Source organism: Flavobacteriales bacterium, assembly GCA_016715895.1.
GTDB lineage: Bacteria > Bacteroidota > Bacteroidia > Flavobacteriales_F > PHOS-HE28 > PHOS-HE28.
Window position 1 is genome coordinate 363,040 of sequence record JADJXH010000004.1, and the last position, 21,566, is coordinate 384,605.

The window sequence follows — 21,566 nt, forward strand, 5'->3', positions numbered from 1 at the left end:
TTCTTGGCGTCCGCTGCGGCGTGGCGGTTAGAAACTGAGCGTGCATCATGACCCCCGAGGAGAAGAAACAACTGGAGGAGAGCATCATCAACTCCCTCAAGTCGGTGTACGACCCGGAGATCCCGGTGGACATCTACGAGCTGGGGCTGATCTACGACGTGGTGATCCACGACGACGCCAGCGTGTACATCAAAATGACCCTGACCAGTCCGGCATGCCCGGTGGCGGGGACCCTGCCCGGCGAGGTGGAGCAGAAAGTGGCGGACGTGCAGGGTGTGAAGAGCGCCAAGGTGGAGATCACCTTCGAACCACCGTGGGACAGGACCATGATGAGCGAGGCGGCGCAGTTGGAGCTGGGGTTCATGTGAGTACATCCACAGATGGCGCCGATGACACAGATGAACACCTGGAATGATGGCAGGTTGGCAACAACCTGGCTACAGGGCACCTGTAGCGTCGACCCACTGGGTCGACCTATCAGCGTTGCCCCTGGATGTTGACCAAGCGTTCAAACAGGACATGTCGGATCAACCCATCATCAACAAAGTCGCCTCCTCCGGCATCATCACCCTCGACCTGGAGGAGATGTACCCGGCCGGTGAGCGCGTCGTCTTCGACCTGAAGCCGCTGCTGTGGCAGGAGATCGCCCTGAAGGAGGATGACCTGCGGGCCTTCTGCAAGGAGCACAACTGGTCGCAGTATGCGGGCAAGTTGGTGAGCGTGCACTGCAGCGCCGATGCCATCGTGCCCACCTGGGCCAATATGCTCGTGGCCACGCACCTGCAGCCGCACGCGGCCTTCGTCACGCAGGGTGATGCGGACCAATTGGAACGCGCCGTGTTCACCCGATTCGTGCAGCAACTGGATGTTGAGCCCTACCGCAATGCCCGTGTGGTGGTGAAGGGCTGCAGCAAGCTGCCCGTGCCGCTGAACGCCTACGTGGAACTGAGCGCGAAGCTGCTGCCTGTGGTGAAGAGCCTGATGTTCGGGGAGCCGTGCAGCACGGTGCCGCTGTACAAGGCGCCGAAGGGGTAGGGCGTATCTTCACGGGCATGCGGACCAGCCTGCTCTTCTTCTTCGTCTGTTCGTGCATCACGGCGTTCGCACAGGGTGTTCCGCGCAATGCCGCTGGTTCGCCGGTGGCGCCCGGTGCGGTGCCGACCAGCGGATCGCCCGATACCGCGCGCATCCGCAGTGAACATGGCTGGTACCTGAGCCCGCATGGCACGTTGCGCGTGCTGGTGCTGTTCGCCGAGGTGGTGTACGACAAGGACCCCGCACGCGACCCGCAGCCCGATGGGGCCGCGCACTGGCCGAAGGGCCGCCTGCCCCTGTGGAAGGACGAGGTCTTCGACCCACAACCGCTGCCGGTGCCCAAGGCGATGGTGACGCGCTACTACCACGACATCAGCCTGGGCCGCTACACGGTGCTGGGCGACCATGTGGACCAGCTGCTGCGCCTGCGTCAGAGCGAGCACGGCGACCTGCGCAGCGCCAATGACCTCAGCAGGGCGGCGGTGGCCGAGGCCAACAAGCTGGGCGCCCTGCGCACCGCGCATCGTCTTTCGGTGGCTGACTTCGACCTCTGGAAGGACGGGCGCACGCCTGGCGTGGCCAAGGAGGCCGGTCCGGACGGTCCGCACAGCTACGACCACGTGATGCTGATCCTGCGCAACAGCGGCCTGACCCATGGCCAGGGCAGCACGGACCCGGGCAGCAGCGGTGCCTTGTACGGCTACGAGAGCGACACCCAGAGCCGCTTCGGTGGGATGAACGCCCTGCCTTTCGAGATCCTGAAGCACGAGTTCAACCACCTGCTGCTGGGGGGCAACAACTTCCACAGCGGGGGCGGGAACGCTTCCAACTTCCAAAGCCACTTCATCCCCTTGCAGGGCGGCCACAGCATGATGGGGGCGGCGAGCAGCGCCCTGCTCACCTGCAGCGGGTGGGACCGCGACCGGTTGGGCTGGCGGGCCGATGGAGCGCCGTATCGCATCAATGCCCGTACCACGGACGGACGCTGGACCGACGGCGACCTGGACCCCGCCGAAGGCGATACGGGCGTGTATGTGCTGCGCGACTTCGTGACGACCGGTGATGCGATCCGGATCCGGCTGCCTTACCTGCCCGCGGATGTACACCCGCAATGGCTGTGGCTGGAGAACCACCTGGGCTTCGCCCGCAACGGCAGCCCGACGGACCGTTTTCACTGGGAGGCCGACAGCCGCTGCATCGATCCGGTGGAGCCCGGAGTCTTCGCCCTGGTGCAGGTGGCGCACGAGGAACGTGCCGGCAAGGACACCTACCAGGGTCATGCCGACTACCTGCGCGCAGTGCCTGCCACCGGCCTCTTCGACCTGGAGCTGCGCGGGGATACGCTGTCCACGGATTGTCCGTTCGGCGGAGGCCGCAGCATGCCCTTCTTCGCCGACAGCCGCGATGCGAACCCCTTGAGCGGCGGCCACGAGCTGGAGCTTCCGGTGTACGATCGCAACGGCGATGGCCGTCTCGACCGCCGCGAGCACTACATCCCCGGCACCCGCATCGTGGACGGTCGCACCACGGAGGAGGCCGTGTTCTTCGGCCGGCCCGAGCACGCCTTCCGTATGATCGGGAACCGTGCGCTGGGCCTGGCCACCAACCCCGGCACCGCCAACCTGATGACGCTGGTGAGCGCGGGCGGCAAGGCCCTGCACAAAGGCGGGGCGCCCGATGCGCGGCTGGTGGTGCTGAACGGGCTGCGCGTGGAGCTGCTCGCCCAGGCGGCGGACGGTGCGGCCACCGTGCGCGTGCGCACCGACGACAACGTGGTGGACCGGGAAGTGCGCTGGTGTGCGGACAGCATCGTGCTGCCGCCCTTGCGCGGACGCGGCGGGGTGGGCCTGAGCGTGGAGGCGGGCGCCCGCCTGCTGCTCGACCGGTCGGCCACGCCCACCCGCGTGGACCGTCCCGAGGAGGCCGACGGCCGCACCTGGTTCAGCGCACCGACGCGCTTCGTGGTGACCACGGGAGCCACCCTCCTCGTACGGTCCTCGGCGTCGCTGGAACTGGTGCGGGCCAGCGAACTGCACGTGCTCTCCGGTGCGACGCTGCGGCTGGAGCCCGGCGCGCGCGTGCAGCTCGACCGGTCATCGCGCATCGTGCTGCATGGCGATGCGGTGCTCGAGCTGCCGGCGGAGGAACGCCAGCGCCTGGAGAAACGCGGGCGGATCGAGCGGCGTGAGGGTCAGTAGGCCCGGACGTTCTTGCCCTGGCGCCAGTTGATGAAGGCCCGCAGGGCCACGCGGTCGCCGCCGGGCGTGGGGTAGTCGCCGGTGAAGTACCAGTCGCCCAGATGCCCCGGACAGGCCGCATGAAGGCCCTCGATGGTCTGGAACAGGATGCGCACCTCGGCGTTGATCCCCGGTGGGGTGAGCAGCTCGGTGATCTTGGCGCTGATGCGGTCGGCGCTGAAGGGGCGGTAGATGTCCTTCACATGGTTCACCATGCTGCCGAGCGGCTTGTCCACGTCGGCCATGCAGCGCTCGTACACATCGTCGATGATGTTCTCCTGCTTGGTCTCCTTCAGCAGGGCGATGGCCGCCTGGAAGGCCACGAGGTCGCCCAGCTTGGCCATGTCGATCCCGTAGCAATCGGGGTAGCGGATCTGCGGGGCGCTGCTGGCCACCACGATGCGCCGCGGACCAAGCCGGTCCAGCATGCGCAGGATGCTCTGCCGCAGGGTGGTGCCGCGCACGATGCTGTCGTCCAGCACCACTAGGCTGTCCACCCCGGGGCGCACGGTGCCGTAGGTGATGTCGTACACGTGCGCCACGAGGTCGTCGCGGGTGTCATCGCCGGTGATGAAGGTGCGCAGTTTCGCGTCCTTGATGGCCACCTTCTCCATGCGGGGCCGCAGGGCGAGGATGCGGGCCAGCGCGTCGGGATCGGGTGCGGGGCCGAGCTCCAGGATGCGGCGCGCCTTGATGCGGTCCAGTTCGTCCTCCAACCCCCGGACCATGCCGAAGCAGGCCACTTCGGCGGTGTTGGGGATGAAGGAGAGCACGGTGTGCTCCAGGTCGTGGTCCACAGCCTCCAGGATCGCCGGGCACAGCGAGCGGCCCAGGGCGATCCGTTCCTGATACACATCGCGGTCGCTCCCGCGGCTGAAGTAGATCCGCTCGAAGGAGCACGAGCGTTTCTCGCGGGGCTCCCGCACCAGGTGCTCGCCGTAGCTGCCGTCCTTGCGGATGATGAGGGCGTGCCCGGGGGTGAGCTCATGCACGGCCTCGGTGGGCACATGGAACGCGGTCTGGATGGCGGGGCGTTCGCTGGCCACCACCACCACGTCCTCGTCGGCGTACCAGAACGCGGGGCGGATGCCGTTGGGATCGCGCAGCACGAAGGCATCACCGTGGCCGATCATGCCGGCCAGGGCATAGCCGCCGTCGAAGTCCAGCGCGCTGTTCACCAGGATCTGCCGCACATCGAGCTTCTCGGCGACCACCTGCGTGATCTGCCGGTCGTTGTACCCCAACTGCCGGTGGATCTGCGCGATGCGGTCGTTCTCGACGTCGAGGAAGTGACCGATCTTCTCCAGCACCGTCATGGTGTCGCTGCGCTCCTTGGGGTGCTGGCCGATGCTGACGAGCAGGTTGAACAGCTCGTCCACATTGGTCATGTTGAAGTTGCCGGCCACCACCAGGTTGCGCGTGATCCAGTTGTTGAGGCGGCGGCGGGGATGGCAGTTCTCCAGGCTGTCGCGGCCGAAGGTGGCGTACCGCAGATGGCCCAGGAGCACCTCGCCCAGGAAGGGCACATGGGCCTTCAGCCATTCGGCGTCATCGGGCCGGGCGCCTGGCAGCCGCAGGGCATCCTCGTGGCCTTTCTGGACGCGGCCGAAGATCTTCTGGATGGCCTGCTTGTCAGTGCTGCGCTCGCGGTCGATGTAGGGCGTGCCGGGCAGGGGGTCCAGCTTGATGGACGCCACTCCCGCACCGTCCTGGCCGCGGTTGTGCTGTTTCTCCATGAGGAGGAACATGCGCTGCAGGCCGAAGAACGGGGTGCCGTGGCGTTCGGCGTAGTGCGCCAGCGGCTTGCGGAGGCGGATGAGCGCGATGCCGCACTCGTGCTGGAGGACGTCGCTCATCGGCGGCGGGCCGGCCGGGAGAGGGACCGGACCGCAAAGGTACGCCGCCCCGTCCGGCCGCTTCCCGTTCCATCGCCTCCCCTACCCGTTCCAAGCAACTTCCGGGGCCCGGGGCCTGTCTACCCAGCGTAATTTCGACGACGTGCTCCCCGCCCACCGGTCCATCGGCCTGGCCTTCGGCTTGTTGCTCGCCTGCGGCGCGTCGGGTGGCAGCGGGGTCACCTTCACGGAGAACCGCGGCCAGTGGCCCTCGCAGGTGCTCTATCGGGCCCATATCCCCGGCGGCGCCCTCTTCGTGGAGCGCGGCGCCCTCACGTTCGTGCTGGCGGAAGGCGGTGCCCACCACCGCCATGGACATGCCGGGGATGCGCACGACCACGCCGAACAGGACCCGTACAGGGCCCATGCCTACCGGGTGACCTTCGAGGGGGCTTCGGGCGGTGTGGGTGAGGGCCGACAGGTGCTGGGCCATCGCGAGAACCACTTCATCGGCAACGACCCGGCGCGCTGGGGCGCGGATTGCGGGGTGTTCCGGGAGGTATGGGTGAAGGACCTGTACCCGGGCATCGACCTGCGGGTGGATGGCAGCAAGGGCCTGAAGTACGACCTGCTTGTCCAGCCCGGCGTCGATCCGGGGCGGATCCGCATGCGGTACAGCGGCCAGGATGCGCTGGCGCTCGAGCAGGGCCGGCTGGTGGTGCGCACCAGCGCCGGCACTGTGGTGGAAGAGGCTCCCATCGCCTTCGGACCCGGTGGGGCCATCGCCTGCCGCTACCGGCTGGAGGGTGACCGTCTCGGCTTCGAGCTGCCGGACGGGTACGACGACCACGGCCTGCTGGTCATCGACCCCACCCTCACCTTCGCCAGCTACTCGGGCAGCACGGCGGACAACTTCGGCTTCACCGCCACCTACGATGCGGCGGGCAACCTGTACGGGGGCGGCATCGTGTTCGGCTTCGGCTACCCGGTGACGGTCGGCGCGCTTCAGACCAACCTGTCCGGCGGCACCATCGACGTGGGCATCAGCAAGTGGGACGCCACCGGCAGCACGTTGTTGTGGAGCACCTACCTCGGCGGTGGGCAGAACGAATCGCCGCACAGCCTGGTGGTGAACGATGCGGGCGAGCTGTTCGTGCTGGGCAGCACGGGCTCCAGCGACTTTCCCACCACGGCGGGCTGTTTCGACAACAGCTTCGGTGGAGGCCCCTCGCTCAACTTCACCATCGGCTACGGGTACAACCATTTCTCCGGCGTTGACGCCTTCGTGGCGCGGTTGAGCGCAGCCGGCAACGCACTGCTGGGGTCCACCTACGTGGGCGGCGCCGGTGCCGATGGCATCAACAACGACGGTGCCCTGGCCTACAACTACGGCGATTCGTTCCGCGGCGAGATCGCCCTGGACCCCAATGGGAACCCGGTGGTGGCCACCAGCACCGAAACGACCGGGCTTCCCGTCACGCCCGGTGCTCCGCAGGCGGCCTTCGGAGGCGGACAACAGGACGGCTATGTGTTCCGGCTCAACGCCCCTCTCACCAATCTGCTCTGGGCCACCTATGTGGGCGGCACCGGGGACGACAGCGCGTTCGGCGTGCAGTTCGACAGCAATGGCGAGGTCTACGTCACCGGGGGCACCACCAGCACGGACCTGCCGATGGCCGGCACCCCGTACGACGCAAGCCACAACGGCAGCGTGGACGGCTACATCATGCGGTACAACGCCACGGGCAACGCCCTTCTGGGCTCCACCTACCTGGGCACCGCCGCTTACGACCAGAGCTACTTCGTGCAGCTGGACACGGACGACGAGGTGTACGTGGTAGGTCAGACGAGGGGCAATTACCCGGTGACGCCCGGCAAGTACGCCAACCCCGGCAGCAGCCAGTTCATCCACAAGTTCAACCATGCGCTCAGTGGCTCGCTGTGGAGCACGCGCATCGGCAATGGCAGCGGTACGGAGGACATCGCACCATCCGCTTTCCTGGTGAGCGACTGCGGGCAGATCTACTTCTCCGGCTGGGGCGGCGCGGTGAACAACAACGGCGTGCCGAACACCAGCACCACCACCGGCCTGCCAACCACCCCGGGCGCGTTCCAAACGACCACGGACGGTAGCGACTTCCATCTGATGGTGCTGGAGCCCGATGCCATCGGTCTCAACTACGCCACCTTCTTCGGCGGCAACCTCAGCTCCGAGCACGTGGACGGCGGCACCAGCCGCTTCGACAAGAACGGCAACGTGTACCAGGCGGTGTGTGCGGGCTGCGGCGGCAACAGCGACTTCCCCACCACTCCGGGCGCGTGGAGCAACACGAACAACAACCCGAACTGCAACCTAGGCGTGTTCAAGTTCGCGCTGTCGCAGACCCTGGCGGTGATCGCCATCGACGGCCCGCAGTACGTGTGCCATCCGGGAACCGCGCAGTTCGCCAACCTGAGCAATGGCGGCAATACCTACACCTGGTACTTCGGCGATGGCGCCACCAGCACCGATTTCGAACCGACGCACGCCTATGGGGCACCGGGCACCTACACGGTGATGATGGTGCTGGAGGACAGCCTGGACTGCACGCCGCCGGACACGGCCTACGTGACCATCGAGGTGGTGGACCCGCTGGACGCTTCGGTGGACAGTGTGCCGGCGGTATGCGCCGGGTCCAGCGTCCAGCTTCAGGCCAGCGGAGGCACCAGCTACCTGTGGAGCCCCGGCACAGGGCTCAACAGCACCACCGTGCCCGACCCGGTATGCACCCCGTTGGCCATCACCACCTACCAAGTGCTGGTGACCGACCAATGCGGCACGGACACCGCCTTCGTGGACGTGGTGGTGGACGACCCCTCCGGTTTCGCCGGGCCCGACGTGGTGATGTGCGCGGGTGATGCGGTGGCCATCAGCGCGAGCGGAGGCGCCACCTACAGCTGGAGCCCGGCCGGCTTCGTGAACGACCCCACGAGCCCCACACCGCTGGCCTCCCCGCCGGACACCACGCTCTTCACCATCACCATCGTGACGGCCGATGGTTGCGTGGGCGTGGATTCGGTGCTGGTGATCGTGCAGTTCACTCCGCCCGACCCGGTCTCCGCGGACACGGCGGTGTGCGTAGGGGGCAGCGTGCAGCTCCAGGTGAGCGGCGGCGACAGCTATGGGTGGGTGCCGGCCCCCGGCCTCACCACGCTCACTGTTCCCGATCCGGTGGTGACCCCGCCCACCACCACGGACTACGTGGTGCTGGTGAGCAACACCTGTGGCACCACGCCGGACACGGTGACCGTGCTGGTGGTGGTGCCGATGGCCGATGCCTGGCCGGACACCCTGGTGTGCCCCAACGCGCCGGTGCCGCTCTTCGCCAGCGGCGGGGTGAGCTACATCTGGAACCCCGCACAGGGCCTGGACAACGACACCAGCGCCACCCCCATCGCCACGGTGGGAACGCCGACCGTCTTCACCGTGATCTCCACGGACGCCTACGGCTGCAGTGACACGGCCCAGGTGTCCATCGACCTGCTGCCACAACCGGTGGTGAACGCGGGCCCCGATATGTCCATCGATTACGGCGACGCCACCACCCTGGCGGCCACCGGGGAAGGCGCCTTCATGTGGAGCCCGGAGCTCTATGTGGAACAGGCCAACGGCGCGCTGCTCACCGTGCGACCGGAAACGAGCACGCTGTACACCGTGCAGCTGACGGACCTGAACGGATGCGTGGCCACGGACCAGGTGCTGGTGATCATCGACGGCGCGTTGTACGTGCCGAACACCTTCACCCCCAACGAGGACGGGATCAACGACACCTTCTTCGCGCTGGGCAAGGAGATCGACACGTTCCGGATGATGGTGTTCAACCGCTGGGGCGAAATGATCTTCGAGACGGACGTGCTGACCGGACGCTGGGACGGCACCTACAAGGGGGTGGGCTCACCGATCGACACCTACGTCTGGCGGGTGGACTACACCGAACTGAACGGCGAGGACCACATCCTGTACGGGCACGTGAACCTGGTGCGCTAGGAGCCTGGCATGAAGCGCTGGCGGGGCAGGTCGAGCCAGCTCAGCGCGGCACCGCTCAACAGCATCTCCTTGCGGGCATCATCCCAGGGCATGCTGCGGATCAAGGACCCGGGCTCCAGCTCACCGAGGGGGAACGGATAGTCGGTGCCCAGGGCCACGCGCTCGGCGCCCAGCATGTCCACGACGAGCTTCAGGATGGCGGGGTCGTGCACCAAGGCGTCGATCCAGAACCGGCCGAGGTAGTCCTTGGGCGGCACCTGGTTGTCCACCGCGCACAGGTCCGGACGCACCTCGAACCCGTGCTGGATGCGGCCGAGCGTGGCGGGAAAGCTCCCTCCGCCGTGGGCGAAGGCCACGCGCAGGCGCGGCAAGCGCTCCAGGAGCCCGCTGAAGATCATGGAGGTGATGGCCAGGGTGGTCTCCGCGGGCATGCCCACCAGCCAGGGAAGCCAGTACTTGTCCATGCGCTCCTTGCCCAGCATGTCCCACGGGTGCACGAACACGGCCATGCCCAGGGCCTCGCACGCCTGAAAGACATCCAGGAACCGGGGGTCGCCCAGGTTGATGCCCTCCACATGGGTACCGATCTGGATGCCGCTGAGACCGATCGACCGGCAGCGCTCCAGCTCCTGCACGGCCAGCGCGCTGTCCTGCATGGGCACCGTGCCCAGGCCCACGAAGCGGTGCGGCCAACGGTCCACGATGCCGGCGATGTGGTCATTGAGGAACACGGAAAGCTCCAGCGCGTCCTGTGGTCGGGCCCAATAGCTGAACATCACGGGCACCGTGCTCAGCACCTGGGCATGCACGCGGTGGCCGTCGCACTCGTCCAGCCGTACCAGGGGATCCCAGCAATTGGCCTGCACCTCCCTGAAGAACTTGTCATCCATCATCATCCGTGCACAGCCCGGGCGGTGATGGTCGAGGTGGATGAAGCCCTTGTATCCGAAGCGGGCCCCGAAATCGGGGATGTGCTCCGGCAGGATGTGCGTATGGACGTCGATGGCCAGCAGCTCGGCCATCAGGAGAAGCGCGGATCGGTGGCCATCACATGACCGCAATTGCGGCAGGTCCGCAGGGCCTCGTTGCCGTAGAACTCCCGGAAGCGTGGCAGGAAGTCCTTCTCGATGTTGTGCAGCACGAAGCGGTACTCGTGCAGCAGGGTGTTGCACTTCTCGCAGTACCACTGCAGTCCGTCCTCCAGGGCGCGGTCATCGCGTTTGCACTCGATCACCAGGCCCACGGTATCGGGACCACGACGCGGTTGATGCGGCACGTTCGCGGGCAGCAGGAACATCTCGCCCTCCCTGATGGGGATGGTGACGGCCTTGCCATCCTCCTGGATGCCCACCTCGATGTCGCCCTCCAGCTGGTAGAAGAGCTCCTCGGTCTGGTTGAAGTGATAGTCCTTGCGTGCGTTGGGGCCGCCGACGATCATCACGATGTAGTCGCCGGCATCGGCGTACAGGTTCTTGTTGCCGACCGGCGGCTTGAGCAGCGCGCGGTTGTCGGCGATCCATTGCTTGAGGTTGAACGGTCGACGGACGGCCATGGCGGTGGAGGGGTTCCGCCGCAAGTTAGGGCCGCTCTGGCGAAGGCCGGCGTCAGCGCTCGCGCTTCTCCACGCGACCGGCCATCAGCAGCAGGGCACCGTTGGTGCGTTGCATGCCCATGGTCCATTCGGGGTCCTGGGCGAACATGCCGGCCTTCTCGTCGTAGCGGATGCGGGCGAAGGGGAAGTCGAGCTCATCGGTGCTCACGCCGTTGTACTTCGCCTCGGCCAGCATGCCGATGTCCATCACCAGGGGTTCGAAGACCAGATCGTCCGCCGCCTTGGGGAAGTGCGTGTCGATCTGAACGCGCTTGGGCACGAATCCGGCCTTTCGGAACTCGATGCTGAAGCTCCGGTTCAGGGCCAGGCCCAGGGCGAACCTGCCGCTCCTGTCCGTGGTGATGGAGCCCACTTGTTCATTCTCCCTGTAGGTGATCACTTCGCAGCCTTCCAGCTTGCTGTCACCGTCGGTGATCCGGCCGGTGATCGGCAGCACGACCTCCTCCCCGCCCGATTGAGCGCGGGCCGTTGGGATGGAGAACAGGCCGGCGATCGGGATCAGGAGCGCAACGGCGGAACGGAATGGTCGGGAACGCATGGTATCAGGGATGGTGGCCCTGATACGAACGCATGGGTCCGGTGGTTCCGAACGGTCAGCGCACCACCCGCCGCACGACGGGAGGCGAGCCCTCGCTGTCCAGCCGGACCAGGAGGGCACCGCGGGCGACTTCCGGCAGGGTGATGCGGCTTGTGGAACCGGCTGACACCCAGCTTCGGTGCACGGAGCGGCCCACGGCATCGAGGACGGTGACCCAGGCACCCTGTTGGTCCCTGTCCGGCCCGATGCAAAGGACATCCCCATCCATCCACACGGCACGCTGGCCCACCTCCACTCCCTGCACACCCGTGCAGATCTCCACGAAGAGCTCCACGAAGTTGTCGCTGAGCTCCAGGCAGGCCCCATCGCTGGTGAGGTCGCGGATGGACAGGCCTGCTTCAAGACCGAACAGTGCCCCGTCCCAGCTCACGGCGTGGATCCGGTAAGCTCCATCACGAAGGGTGTCCGCCTCCAATAGGCCGCCGGGCAGTTCAGCGACGATGTTGTCGCCATCATCGGTCAGCACGAGGATCACCGGGGAGGTCCCCTGGGAGAAGCTCACGAAGGTCAGCAGGTCGGAGAGCCCGTCCTTGCAGATGGTCAGGGTGGTGTCGCCCTGGTCCGTCTTCACGATGTTGCCGTCGCAAAGCAACGGGGGCATGGCCGCACTGAGACAGATGCCGAAGGTGCCGGGGGCACCGAAATCGGTGTTGGTGAAGACCCGGACGCGATAGTTAGTGCCGGGTGTGGTGGGAATGGTGAACTCGAAGAGCGGCCAGACGCCGCAGACGAAGGAAGTGGCCAGGCAGCTGTCGGGCATCACCTCGATGCCCCAATCGGTGATGGAACCGGGGACCAGGCGGAGGAAGACCTCGCTGTGGATGTCGCTGTTGAAGGTGTACCAGACATCGGGGAAGGAGAGTCCGTTGCCATCGCACACCGGCAGGTCACCGCCCCAACTGGCCTGCCCGTTGTCGCCCGGCGTGGCAAGCAAGGGGCATTCCAGCAGGTCGTTGATGGTCAACGGCTGCGGGAAGGCGCAGCTGTCGTTCGTGGGGATCTGCGCAGCCACGCGCAGCGTGAGGGCGGCTGCGGCAAGGAGGGTCGGGATGCGGGCCATGGGGCGGAATAGGACCCGCCAAGGTAGCCGGAAAGGAGGAATGCCCTACCGGACGGTGAGCCGCTTCTGCCAGCTGCCATCGGCCGTCTCACAGCGCAGCACGTACCCGCCCGGCGCCATCCCGGTCAGGTCCAGGCGGCTCACCCCACCGGCCACCAGGCTCCGCTGCTCCGTCATCACCACCCGACCCATCAGGTCGGTGAGGCTCAGGCGCACGAGGCCGGCAGCGCCCGACCAGCGCAGGTCGGCGAAGCCCTGTGCCGGGTCGGGGAACACCGCGAAGGGAGCCTCATCGGCGGGGTGGCCCACCGTGGTGGTGATGTCCGCGGCGATGCACAGGCGGAAGTCGCCACCGAGACCGAGGTCCGTGTTCGTCATCACGCGCACGTAGTACGGTTGGTTCGGGATGGTGGTCACCGTGACGGGGCCTGAAGGGAACTGCACGCAGGCCACCTCGGCGCCGCCGCAAGCCTCGTACACGGCCATGGACCAGTCGCTCATCGTGAGGTTCTCGAGGGTGACCTCCACCTGGGTGTTGACACCGGGCTCGAAGGTGTACCAGACGTCCAGGTAGCCATTGGTCGACGAGTCGCAGGACGGATCATCGGTGGACAGGACCGCACCGCTGTTATATCCACCGGTGGAGCTGCCCGGGCAATCCGGAAGCGGAAGCACCTCGATGTAGGCGGCGTTGGCACAGTCATCGTTCGGCGGGGGGGCCGGGCAGGCGTTGGCCGAAACGGTCAGCACGTAGTCGCCTGAGGAGCCGCTACCGAAGTTGCCCACGGGGATGTAATAGGTCCCTGGCGCCAGACCCACGAAGGTGATCTCGGCGTTGGTGTCCACGCAGGTGAAGTCCGCCTGCGCGGTGAACAGCGTCTGGGCGGCCGGACAGCTGGTGGTCAGCGCCGGATAGACCTCATCGAAGGGGGGCGTGGAGCCGCAGTAGGAAATGGTCACGATGGCGCAGTCGCTCAAGGTGAACGCGTGCCAGACCTTGGGGACGCCATCGTTCAGGAGGCTGGTGATGTCGGCATCGGCCAGCGTGGTGGCACCCGCGTTGTTGCCCGTGAACGTGAGGGTGCCGCCCAAGGCAAGGGGATCGGCGATGACCGCGGAGCAGAGGTCGTTCGCCGGTGCCGATCCGCCACCCTGTACACAGATGGTGAAAGTGGGCCCTGCGGGCTGACCGCCGTACCAGTCGTAGACGCGCACGAAGTAGGTGTTCCCGATCGTCAGGTTCGAGAGCACCACGGTCTCGGTGGCCCCGAGCGCACCTTGATCGCCACAGGCGATGCTCGTCGTGGCGCCACAGGCCCCTTCCAGGACATCGACCACAGGGTTGAAGCCCAGCGATGGCTCCACCACCACCGAATGGTCGCTCGAGCTCGCCACGAAGCTGAACCACACATCGTCATTGGCGTCACCGGTGATCCCGGCGCAGGTGATGGCCGGCAGGGATTCCGTGGCGCCGAGCGTGGTGCCGTTGACAGGTGTGCATCCGGCATCGGGCACCAGCGCGATCGCTCCGCTGCATTCATCGTTCGCCGGGGGCGGGGTGGTGCAGACCTGGCCCGTGAACGTCAGCGTGTACGGACCGGTGGAGCCCGGCTCATTGATCACCGGGAAGTAATAAGTGCCTGCAGGCAGGTTGGGGAAGAGGATGGTGACGTTGCCGTCCCCGCAGGTGACGAACTCGAACACGCCGGTGTTCACGATGTTGGCGATCGGGCACCCGATCACCAGGTTGATGAACGAGTTGGGAAAGGCCGGGGTGGTGCCGCACAGGTCCACGGTCACATCCATGCACTGGCTCAGGGAGAAGGCCTCCCAAACCTGGGCGGCGCCGAAACCCACCTCGTCGGTGGATCCTCCGCTATCGCCGTTGCGCACGGCCGGCACACCGGGGGACAGGGCCACCACGGTGGCGCCGGTGCACAGGTCGTTCACCGGGACACCACCGCCTTGTGCGAAGAGCTGCGGTGCGTGGGCGGCGAGGAGAGCGGCCAGGGCGGTGAGGGCGGTGCGGTACGGCATGGGCGGAAGGAATTCGGGTCAGTGGATCACGAAACGCTGTTCGGTGCGGGCGTGCGGCGTGGTGGCGCGCAGGGTGTAGGCACCGGGTGACAGGCGGTCGAGCTGCAGGCTGTGCGAGGCCCCTTGGGCGATGCGGGCACGCTCGGCATGCACGGCACGGCCGGCCATGTCCAGCACTTCCAGGGTGAAGGCCGCGTCAGCCGCCGGATTGCGCACGTTCAGCACACCGGTGGTCGGGTTGGGGAAGAGGCTCAACGGGGCGGTCTCCATGGCGGCCACGCCCGTGTTGATGCAGTTCACCCCGTCCACGGTGATGGCATAGGGTCCGATGGCGTTGCTGTTGGCATCGAGCACCACCGGCAGCAGGTAGGTTCCCGCATCGAGCTGGTAGAAGTAGTAGGTGAGGTTCTGGTCGCCGCAGGCCGTGTCATTGAAGGTGCTGAAGTACACCACCGAATCCGCCGGGCAGCTGGTGGCCAGGAAACCGAAGGCATTGGTCCACGCGGGGTTCTGTCCGCAATAGCTCACCGTCACGTCCATGCAGCTGTCGAGGCTGAAGGCATGCCACACCACCGGGGCCAGGCTGAAGGGGCTGCCGCTCACCCAGTCATCGGTGAAGGTGGCACCGGTGTTGTCACCGGTGAAGGTCAGCGGTGCACCCGGCTCCAGGGCCTCCGGGACCACGTTGGCGCAGTTGTCGTTGGGCGGGGTGTTGCTGCCCTGGCAGGCCACGGCCGTCACTTGGATGCTGTAGGGGCCGATGGCGTTGTTGTTGGCGTCACGCACCACGGGCAGCAGATAGGTGCCGGCGGCGAGCTCGTCGAACACATAGGTGAGGTTGCCATCGCCACAATCGGTGGTGTTGAAGGTGCTGAAGAGCACGATGCTGTCCGCAGGGCAGCCGGTGGCCAGGAAACCGAAGGCATTGGTCCAGGCCGGGTTCAACCCGCAATAGCTCACGGTCACCGTGGCGCACTCCACGGTGGTGAACATGTGCCACACGACCGGGGCGCCGGCGAAGGGGCTGGTGGGCACGAAGTCGGCCGTGGGGGTGGCGTTGGTGTTGTCGCCGGCGAAGGTCAGCGTATCGTCCACATTGAGGGCCACCGCGATGGCGTCCGCGCAGAAGTCGAAGAAGGCCGGAGGCGTGGAACATTCGGTGGCGAGCACATCGATGCTGTACGTGCCCACGGCGTTGTTATTGGCATCCAGCAGCACCGGGACGTAGTAGGTGCCTGCGGCAAGTTCGGAGTACACATAGGTGCGGTTGCCGTCGGCGCAGGTGGTGTCGTTGAAGGTGCTGAAGAAGACGAGCGAATCGGCCGGGCAGTCCGTGGCCAGGAAGCCGAAGCTGTTCTCCCACACCGGGTTCTGCCCGCAGTACCGCACTTCCACGGTGGCGCAGGTGGTGGTGGTGAAGGCATGCCACACCACCGGAGCACCGGCGAACGGCGAGCCCTGGGCGAAGTCGTTCGTCGCGGTGGCGTTGGTGTTGTCGCCGGTGAAGGTGAGGGTGTCACCGACCGCAAGCCCCTCTGCCGTCACCTGCCCGCACTGATCGTTGGGCGGGGCCTGCGATCCGCCGCAGGCCTCGGCCGTCACATTGATGACGTACGGACCGAAGGCGCTGCCGACCGCCGTCCATACCGGAAAGAGGTAGGTACCGGCAGGCAGGTTGTTGAAGCTCACGGTCGGGTTGCCGTCCCCGCAGCTGTTGTACTCATACAATTGGGTCACGATCAGGGCGTTGGTGGCCGGGCAGCTGGTGGCCAGCACGTTCCAGAAATCCACGAAGACCGACGGCGATCCGCAGTAGTCGATGGTGACATCCGCACAGGCCGTGGTGGTGAAGGCGTGCCACAGCACGGGGATCCCGAAGCCCTCCAGGACCGAGCCCGGTGCATAGTCACCGGTGATGGTGGCGTTGCTGTTGTCACCGGTCCATTGAAGGGTGCCACCAATGGCCAGGGGGTCGGCGACCACCTGGGAGCAATCGTCCACCCCCTGGGCGGCGATGCGGCTGATGCCAAAAAGAGCGACCGCGGCGAACGCGGTGCAGTGGATCAAAGCGGAATGAAGGGTCATGCGGTTGGGGTCGATGGGTGACGGGATACCGAGCGCAAAGATGTCCTCTCCGCGTAAAGCGAAGGTGAACGGGGACGGGTGGTTATCAACATTCGCCCGCGGATGGCGGAAGGTGCCGGCTACCTTTGGCCGCACATGAAGCCCCTTCCATGATGAACCCCGATCTGCAGGGCCAACGGGCGCTCGTGTGCGGCGCCACGCAGGGGATCGGAAGGGCGGTGGCCATGGCGCTGGCCGCACAGGGGGCCCGGGTGACGGTGCTCGCGCGCAAGGCCGAGGCGTTGGATCACCTGGTGACCGCGCTGCCGGGTGAGGGCCATCAGGCCCTGCCGGCCGACCTGTCAGCAACGGCCGAACTCGAGCAGGCGGTGGACCGTGCGCTCGGCGAAGGGTCCTTCACCATCCTGGTGAACAACGCCGGAGGGCCACCACCGGGGCCCGCGCACAAAGCGCAGGTCATGGAGTTCGAGCAGGCGATGCGGCTCCATCTGTTCGCGTTCCACACCCTGGTCAGGCGGCTTCTTCCGGGCATGCGCGAGGCCGGCCACGGCCGCATCATCAACATCATCAGCACCAGCGTGAAGCAGCCGCTGCCCGACCTGGGGGTGAGCAACACGGTGCGGGCGGCGGTGGCCAACTGGGCCAAAACGCTGGCGAACGAGCTGGGGCCATGGAACATCACGGTGAACAACGTGCTTCCGGGGGCCACGGCCACCGAGCGTCTCGAGGCCATCATCCGGGCGAAGGCCGAGCGCACTGGGTCGAGCGAGGAGGAGGTGGCGGCCCATATGCGTGCGGAGATCCCCTTGCGTCGCTTCGCCCTGCCCGAGGAGGTGGCGGCAGCCGTGGCCTTCCTGGCCGGACCGGGCGGCTCCTACGTCTCGGGGATCAACCTGCCGGTGGATGGCGGGCGCACGGCGAGCCTGTGATCAAGCCTGCTCCCGGGCGGCCAGGCGGAAGCCCTGACCGTGGATGTTGATGATCTCCACCTCGGGGTCCGCGCGCAGGTGCTTGCGCAGCCTGGCGATGTACACATCCATGCTGCGGCCATTGAAGTAGTTGTCATCGCCCCAGATCTCCCGCAGGGCCTGCCGACGCTCCAACAGGCCGTTGCGGTGCAGGCACAGCAGGCGCAGCAGTTCGCTCTCCTTGGTGGTGAGCTTTCGCTCCTCCTCCCCACGCCTCAGCAACTGCTTGCGCACATCGAACGTGTAGCTGCCGATGCTGTGCTGCTGAGGCTGCTCCGGGCCGAGACCGATGCCCGCACTGCGCCGCAGCACGGCCTGTACGCGCAGCACCAGCTCCTCCATGCTGAAGGGCTTGGTGAGGTAGTCGTCCGCCCCCGCCTGAAAGCCCTGGATGGTGTCCTGCTTCATGCTCTTGGCGGTGAGGAAGATGATGGGCACCTGGGCATCGGTCCGGCGGATCTCGCGGGCCAGGGTGAAGCCGTCCTTCACCGGCATCATCACGTCCAGCAGCAGCAGGTCATAGCGGTCCCTGGCCTCCGCGGCGGCACGAAAGGCCTTGAGGCCGGCCTCGCCATCGGCGCGCAGGTCCACCTCGAATCCTTTCACGCGCAGGTACTCGGCCAGCAGGGCGCCGAGGTTGGGGTCATCCTCGACCACCAGGAGCTTGGGTGTTGGAGCCATGTTCAAAGGGGAGGGTGATCGTGAAGGTGCTGCCCTGGCCGGGTTCGCTGGCCACCTGGATGCGTCCGCCATGCCGCTGCACCACGGCGCGCACATAACTGAGACCGAGGCCGAAGCCCTTCACGTTGTGGACGTTGCCGGTGGGCACCCGGTAGAGCTTCTCGAAGATGCGCCGTTGTTCGGCGCGCGGAATGCCGATCCCGTTGTCCTGCACCTCCACGGCGATCCCCTGGTGATCGCTGCGGGTGCGCACCTGGATGCGGGGTTCGCGGGCGGCGTACTTGATGGCGTTGTCGATCAGGTTCTGCAGCACGTTGGTCAGGTGGATGCGGTCGCCCTGCAGGCGATGCAGCACGGCCCCGAAGGCCACCTCGATGCCTCCTCCGCGCCGCTCGGCCTGGATGCGCATGTTGCGCACCACGTCGTCGATCAGCACGTGCAGGTCCAGGTCCACCGGCCGCAGCCGCATCTGCCCGCTGTCCTGCACGGCGCTCTGCAGCACGTTCTCCACCAGCACCCCGAGGCGCTTGTTCTCCTCGCGGATCATGTTCACGAAGGTGCGCGTCTGCTGTTCGGTGTGCGGCATGGACGGGTCGTTGAGCGCCTCGCAGGCCAGTGCGATGGTGCTGATGGGGGTCTTCAGCTCGTGGGTGAGGTTGTTCACCAGATCGTTCTTGATGTCGCTGATGCGCTTCTGCCGATGGACGGTGCGCAGGGTGATGACGAAGACGGCCACGATCACCAGCAGGAAGGCGGCGGACATCAGCAGCATGGGCCGGATGGCGGCACGCACCAGACGCTCCTGCCCGGGCAGGAGCACATGCAGACGCAGGCGTGCACCGGGCGCGTCGTTCCGGAAGAGCGGCACGGTATGCGGGGAGCTGACGAGCGCTGCGGTGTCGGCACCGGGCGAGGCCATCACCACCTGGTCCACGGCATCCAGGATGGCGTGGTCCACAACTCCTGTGATGCCGCGCAGTCGCAGCTCCTCGCCCAGCAGCGAATCGAGCACCGGGGCGGGCACACGTTCCTCCACGGGACGCACATCGTCCACAGCGATGAGGCCGCGGAGCATGTCGGCCACCACATCGTCCGACCCGGTGGGCGCGCCGATCACGGTGAGGCTGTCGGTGGAGCGCAGGCGGTCGAGGCCGCTGTGCGCGCGCAGGCGCTCCAAGGTCTCGAGGCGTTCCAGGCGCTCGCCCACCGCGATCAGGGCGTTGTCCACGCTGCGGCCCAGCTGCACGTCCTTCAGGTCCATCGACTCACCGATCCACCGCACCTGGATCACCACCAGGCCCACGAGCGCCAGGGTGATGGCCAGCGTGAGCCCCAGGATCGACCGCTCGTTCACGGTCCGAAACTATCCGGGCCCTTCTCCCCGGCCGGAACCACTTAACGTTCTTTAACGGCGATCAACGTGTCGTTAACGTTCGACGGGGCGTTCAGCGTGTACGTTCGCAGCATCGAACGCCGAACCATGCGCCGCACCACCGCCTCCCAGCTGTTCTGCCTCGGCCTCGCCATCGGCGGCGTCACGTGGACACAGGCCGCATCCCCCTTCCGCTATCCCCCTCAGCGCAAGGCCATCGAGCCGGCGACCACCACCGCGGGGAACACGGTACGCCCCGTGGCACCGACCGATCGGTTGGCCTGCCTTCCGTCCAACACATTCACGAAGCTTGTCATCGAGTAGGTTCGTTCAATGACAGCGCAACAAGGGGCTGGAAGGCTTCCACGATGTGGGGGCTTTCGGCTTTTCGGGGGGGTGCGGTCCGGTGCCTGTACCTTCGGCGCAGCAGCCATGGAGACGATCCTGAACCACATCGGCGGGCGCTTCGCCGCCGCGCATAGCGGCGCCACCCTGCCGGTGCATGCACCCGCCACGGGCGCGGTGTTCGCCACCGCACCGGACAGCGACGCACGCGATGTGGATGATGCGGTGGCGGCCGCGCGGGCCGCACAACCCAGGTGGTGGGGGCTGGGGCGCGAGGGGCGCAGCAACGCCCTGCTGCGTGTGGCGGACCAAGTGGAACGCGACCTGGAGCGTTTCGCCCAGGCCGAGTCGCGGGACAATGGCAAGCCCGTTCATCTGGCGCGCGAGGTGGACATTCCACGCGCCGTGGCCAACCTGCGCTTCTTCGCCACGGCCATCCTGCACCAGCAGAGCGAGGCGCACCTGATGGACGAGGTGGCGCTGAACTACACCGACCGGCAGCCGGTGGGTGTGGCCGGCTGCATCAGCCCGTGGAACCTGCCGCTCTACCTCTTCACCTGGAAGGTGGCCCCCGCCCTGGCGGCCGGCTGCACGGTGGTGGCCAAGCCCTCGGAGGTGACACCCCTCACGGCGCATCTGCTGGCCGAAGCCTGCGCGGCCGTGCAATTGCCCCCCGGTGTGCTGAACATCGTGCACGGACTTGGCGCCAAGGTGGGGGCCGCCATCAGCGCGCACCCGGACATCCCCGCGATCTCCTTCACCGGCGGCACGCGCACCGGCGCGGAGATCGCCCGCACCGCGGCGCCGATGTTCAAGAAGCTCAGCCTGGAGCTCGGCGGCAAGAACCCCGTGGTGGTGTTCGAGGATTGCGACTTCGACCGCATGCTGGACACCACGGTGCGGTCCTCCTTCCGCAACCAGGGACAGATCTGCCTGTGCGGTTCACGCATCCTCGTGGCACGCAGCATCTACGACCGCTTCAAGGAGGCGTTCGTGGCGCGCACCGAAGCCCTGCGCGTGGGTGATCCGTCGGACCCTGCGACCGACCTGGGCGCGCTGGTGAGCGAGGCGCATCTGGAGAAGGTGCTCGGCCATGTGGACCTGGCGCGTGCCGAAGGCGGCACCGTGCTGTGCGGCGGAGAGCGCGTGCGGCTGCCGGGCGCCCTGTCCGGCGGCTGGTACATGCGCCCCACGGTGATCGAGGGGCTGGGTCCGCAGTGCCGCACCAACCAGGAGGAGATCTTCGGTCCGGTGGTGACGCTGCAGCCCTTCGACAGCGAGGAGGAGGCGCTGGCGCTGGCGAACGCGACGCCTTACGGCCTGGCCGGTGTGGTATGGACACGGGATGTCCAGCGGGCGCACCGGGTGGCGCGCGGCATCCAGGCGGGCATCGTGTGGGTGAACTGCTGGATGGTGCGCGACCTCCGCACGCCCTTCGGGGGCACCAAGCAAAGCGGCGTGGGGCGCGAGGGCGGCTGGGAGGCGCTGCGCTTCTTCACCGAGGCGCGGAACGTGTGCGTGCGCTGGTGAACGCCGTGCCCTTCCGCTCCCGGTCCTTCATCCCGTTGGTGAAGAACCAGCCGAAGCGGCGGTCGAACCAGGCCTCGAAGCGCTCCAGCGCATGGAACAGGGCGGCAAGCATCGTGCGTGCGGGGTTGCTCATGGATAACACCA

General features: G+C 66.9%; 17 protein-coding genes. 7 read left to right on the forward strand and 10 right to left on the reverse strand.

Annotated features, from left to right (window positions below; genetic code table 11):
- The first annotated feature begins 47 nt into the window (after positions 1 to 47).
- The 3 genes from IPM49_10180 (at position 48) to IPM49_10190 (ending at position 3,233) form a co-directional block, all read left to right on the forward strand.
- Positions 48 to 368, forward strand: coding sequence for an SUF system Fe-S cluster assembly protein (locus IPM49_10180; GenBank protein ID MBK9274894.1), 321 nt, complete (start codon positions 48 to 50; stop codon positions 366 to 368).
- A gap of 151 nt (positions 369 to 519) precedes the next feature.
- On the forward strand, positions 520 to 1,035 hold the full coding sequence (locus IPM49_10185; GenBank protein ID MBK9274895.1) for a DUF2480 family protein: 516 nt from the start codon (positions 520 to 522) through the stop codon (positions 1,033 to 1,035).
- A 17-nt stretch (positions 1,036 to 1,052) separates the two neighbouring features.
- On the forward strand, positions 1,053 to 3,233 hold the full coding sequence (locus IPM49_10190) for a hypothetical protein (protein MBK9274896.1): 2,181 nt from the start codon (positions 1,053 to 1,055) through the stop codon (positions 3,231 to 3,233).
- Here IPM49_10190 and IPM49_10195 read toward each other — a convergent pair.
- Complete coding sequence (locus IPM49_10195; protein ID MBK9274897.1) at positions 3,227 to 5,128, reverse strand: amidophosphoribosyltransferase; 1,902 nt, start codon at positions 5,126 to 5,128, stop codon at positions 3,227 to 3,229. The two genes, IPM49_10190 and IPM49_10195, sit on opposite strands and share 7 nt — an antisense overlap.
- A gap of 142 nt (positions 5,129 to 5,270) precedes the next feature.
- On the opposite strand from IPM49_10195, the gene IPM49_10200 reads away from it, so the two are divergent.
- A complete protein-coding gene (locus tag IPM49_10200) occupies positions 5,271 to 9,134 on the forward strand; it encodes a gliding motility-associated C-terminal domain-containing protein (GenBank protein ID MBK9274898.1) in 3,864 nt (1,287 codons plus the stop codon).
- On the opposite strand, the gene IPM49_10205 is transcribed toward IPM49_10200, so the two are convergent.
- The 6 genes from IPM49_10205 to IPM49_10230 are packed head-to-tail and all read right to left on the reverse strand — an operon-like array spanning position 9,131 to position 16,526.
- Positions 9,131 to 10,144, reverse strand: a complete 1,014-nt coding sequence (locus IPM49_10205; protein MBK9274899.1) for an amidohydrolase — start codon at positions 10,142 to 10,144, stop codon at positions 9,131 to 9,133. The two genes, IPM49_10200 and IPM49_10205, sit on opposite strands and share 4 nt — an antisense overlap.
- Before the next feature lie 11 nt (positions 10,145 to 10,155).
- Positions 10,156 to 10,686, reverse strand: a complete 531-nt coding sequence (locus IPM49_10210) for a 3-hydroxyanthranilate 3,4-dioxygenase (GenBank protein MBK9274900.1) — start codon at positions 10,684 to 10,686, stop codon at positions 10,156 to 10,158.
- 52 nt (positions 10,687 to 10,738) lie between these two features.
- A complete protein-coding gene (locus IPM49_10215; GenBank protein ID MBK9274901.1) occupies positions 10,739 to 11,284 on the reverse strand; it encodes a carboxypeptidase regulatory-like domain-containing protein in 546 nt (181 codons plus the stop codon).
- Positions 11,285 to 11,339: 55 nt separating this feature from the next.
- Positions 11,340 to 12,404, reverse strand: coding sequence for a hypothetical protein (locus IPM49_10220; protein ID MBK9274902.1), 1,065 nt, complete (start codon positions 12,402 to 12,404; stop codon positions 11,340 to 11,342).
- A gap of 45 nt (positions 12,405 to 12,449) precedes the next feature.
- Positions 12,450 to 14,441: a T9SS type A sorting domain-containing protein gene (locus IPM49_10225; protein ID MBK9274903.1), complete on the reverse strand. Its 1,992-nt coding sequence runs from the start codon at positions 14,439 to 14,441 to the stop codon at positions 12,450 to 12,452.
- 18 nt (positions 14,442 to 14,459) lie between these two features.
- Positions 14,460 to 16,526 carry a T9SS type A sorting domain-containing protein gene (locus IPM49_10230; GenBank protein ID MBK9274904.1) on the reverse strand — a complete coding sequence of 689 codons (2,067 nt, stop codon included), beginning with the start codon at positions 16,524 to 16,526 and terminating at the stop codon, positions 14,460 to 14,462.
- Between the two features lie 152 nt (positions 16,527 to 16,678).
- Here IPM49_10230 and IPM49_10235 point away from each other — a divergent pair, with 152 nt between their 5' ends.
- Positions 16,679 to 17,455 (forward strand): SDR family oxidoreductase, encoded by a 777-nt coding sequence (locus IPM49_10235; protein ID MBK9274905.1) that lies wholly within the window; start codon positions 16,679 to 16,681, stop codon positions 17,453 to 17,455.
- On the opposite strand, the gene IPM49_10240 is transcribed toward IPM49_10235, so the two are convergent.
- On the reverse strand, positions 17,456 to 18,175 hold the full coding sequence (locus IPM49_10240) for a response regulator transcription factor (GenBank protein MBK9274906.1): 720 nt from the start codon (positions 18,173 to 18,175) through the stop codon (positions 17,456 to 17,458).
- Positions 18,138 to 19,529: a HAMP domain-containing histidine kinase gene (locus tag IPM49_10245; GenBank protein ID MBK9274907.1), complete on the reverse strand. Its 1,392-nt coding sequence runs from the start codon at positions 19,527 to 19,529 to the stop codon at positions 18,138 to 18,140. Before IPM49_10245 ends, IPM49_10240 begins: the two co-directional genes overlap by 38 nt.
- Positions 19,530 to 19,655: 126 nt before the next feature.
- Between IPM49_10245 and IPM49_10250 the strand changes: the two genes are divergently transcribed.
- Both IPM49_10250 and IPM49_10255 read left to right on the forward strand, forming a co-directional pair.
- On the forward strand, positions 19,656 to 19,871 hold the full coding sequence (locus tag IPM49_10250) for a hypothetical protein (GenBank protein MBK9274908.1): 216 nt from the start codon (positions 19,656 to 19,658) through the stop codon (positions 19,869 to 19,871).
- A gap of 108 nt (positions 19,872 to 19,979) precedes the next feature.
- Positions 19,980 to 21,422 (forward strand): aldehyde dehydrogenase, encoded by a 1,443-nt coding sequence (locus tag IPM49_10255; GenBank protein ID MBK9274909.1) that lies wholly within the window; start codon positions 19,980 to 19,982, stop codon positions 21,420 to 21,422.
- On the opposite strand, the gene IPM49_10260 is transcribed toward IPM49_10255, so the two are convergent.
- A complete protein-coding gene (locus IPM49_10260; GenBank protein ID MBK9274910.1) occupies positions 21,388 to 21,555 on the reverse strand; it encodes a hypothetical protein in 168 nt (55 codons plus the stop codon). The genes IPM49_10255 and IPM49_10260 overlap by 35 nt on opposite strands.
- Positions 21,556 to 21,566: the final 11 nt, after the last annotated feature.

Coding starts and splice junctions, on each gene's coding strand:
- IPM49_10230 (MBK9274904.1), bottom strand. CDS start 16,526: ATGACCCTTCATTCCGCTTTGATCCACTGCACCGCGTTCGCCGCGGTC.
- IPM49_10185 (MBK9274895.1), top strand. CDS start 520: ATGTCGGATCAACCCATCATCAACAAAGTCGCCTCCTCCGGCATCATC.
- IPM49_10250 (MBK9274908.1), top strand. CDS start 19,656: ATGCGCCGCACCACCGCCTCCCAGCTGTTCTGCCTCGGCCTCGCCATC.
- IPM49_10255 (MBK9274909.1), top strand. CDS start 19,980: ATGGAGACGATCCTGAACCACATCGGCGGGCGCTTCGCCGCCGCGCAT.
- IPM49_10235 (MBK9274905.1), top strand. CDS start 16,679: ATGAACCCCGATCTGCAGGGCCAACGGGCGCTCGTGTGCGGCGCCACG.
- IPM49_10220 (MBK9274902.1), bottom strand. CDS start 12,404: ATGGCCCGCATCCCGACCCTCCTTGCCGCAGCCGCCCTCACGCTGCGC.
- IPM49_10260 (MBK9274910.1), bottom strand. CDS start 21,555: ATGAGCAACCCCGCACGCACGATGCTTGCCGCCCTGTTCCATGCGCTG.
- IPM49_10215 (MBK9274901.1), bottom strand. CDS start 11,284: ATGCGTTCCCGACCATTCCGTTCCGCCGTTGCGCTCCTGATCCCGATC.
- IPM49_10180 (MBK9274894.1), top strand. CDS start 48: ATGACCCCCGAGGAGAAGAAACAACTGGAGGAGAGCATCATCAACTCC.
- IPM49_10210 (MBK9274900.1), bottom strand. CDS start 10,686: ATGGCCGTCCGTCGACCGTTCAACCTCAAGCAATGGATCGCCGACAAC.
- IPM49_10195 (MBK9274897.1), bottom strand. CDS start 5,128: ATGAGCGACGTCCTCCAGCACGAGTGCGGCATCGCGCTCATCCGCCTC.
- IPM49_10225 (MBK9274903.1), bottom strand. CDS start 14,441: ATGCCGTACCGCACCGCCCTCACCGCCCTGGCCGCTCTCCTCGCCGCC.
- IPM49_10190 (MBK9274896.1), top strand. CDS start 1,053: ATGCGGACCAGCCTGCTCTTCTTCTTCGTCTGTTCGTGCATCACGGCG.
- IPM49_10240 (MBK9274906.1), bottom strand. CDS start 18,175: ATGGCTCCAACACCCAAGCTCCTGGTGGTCGAGGATGACCCCAACCTC.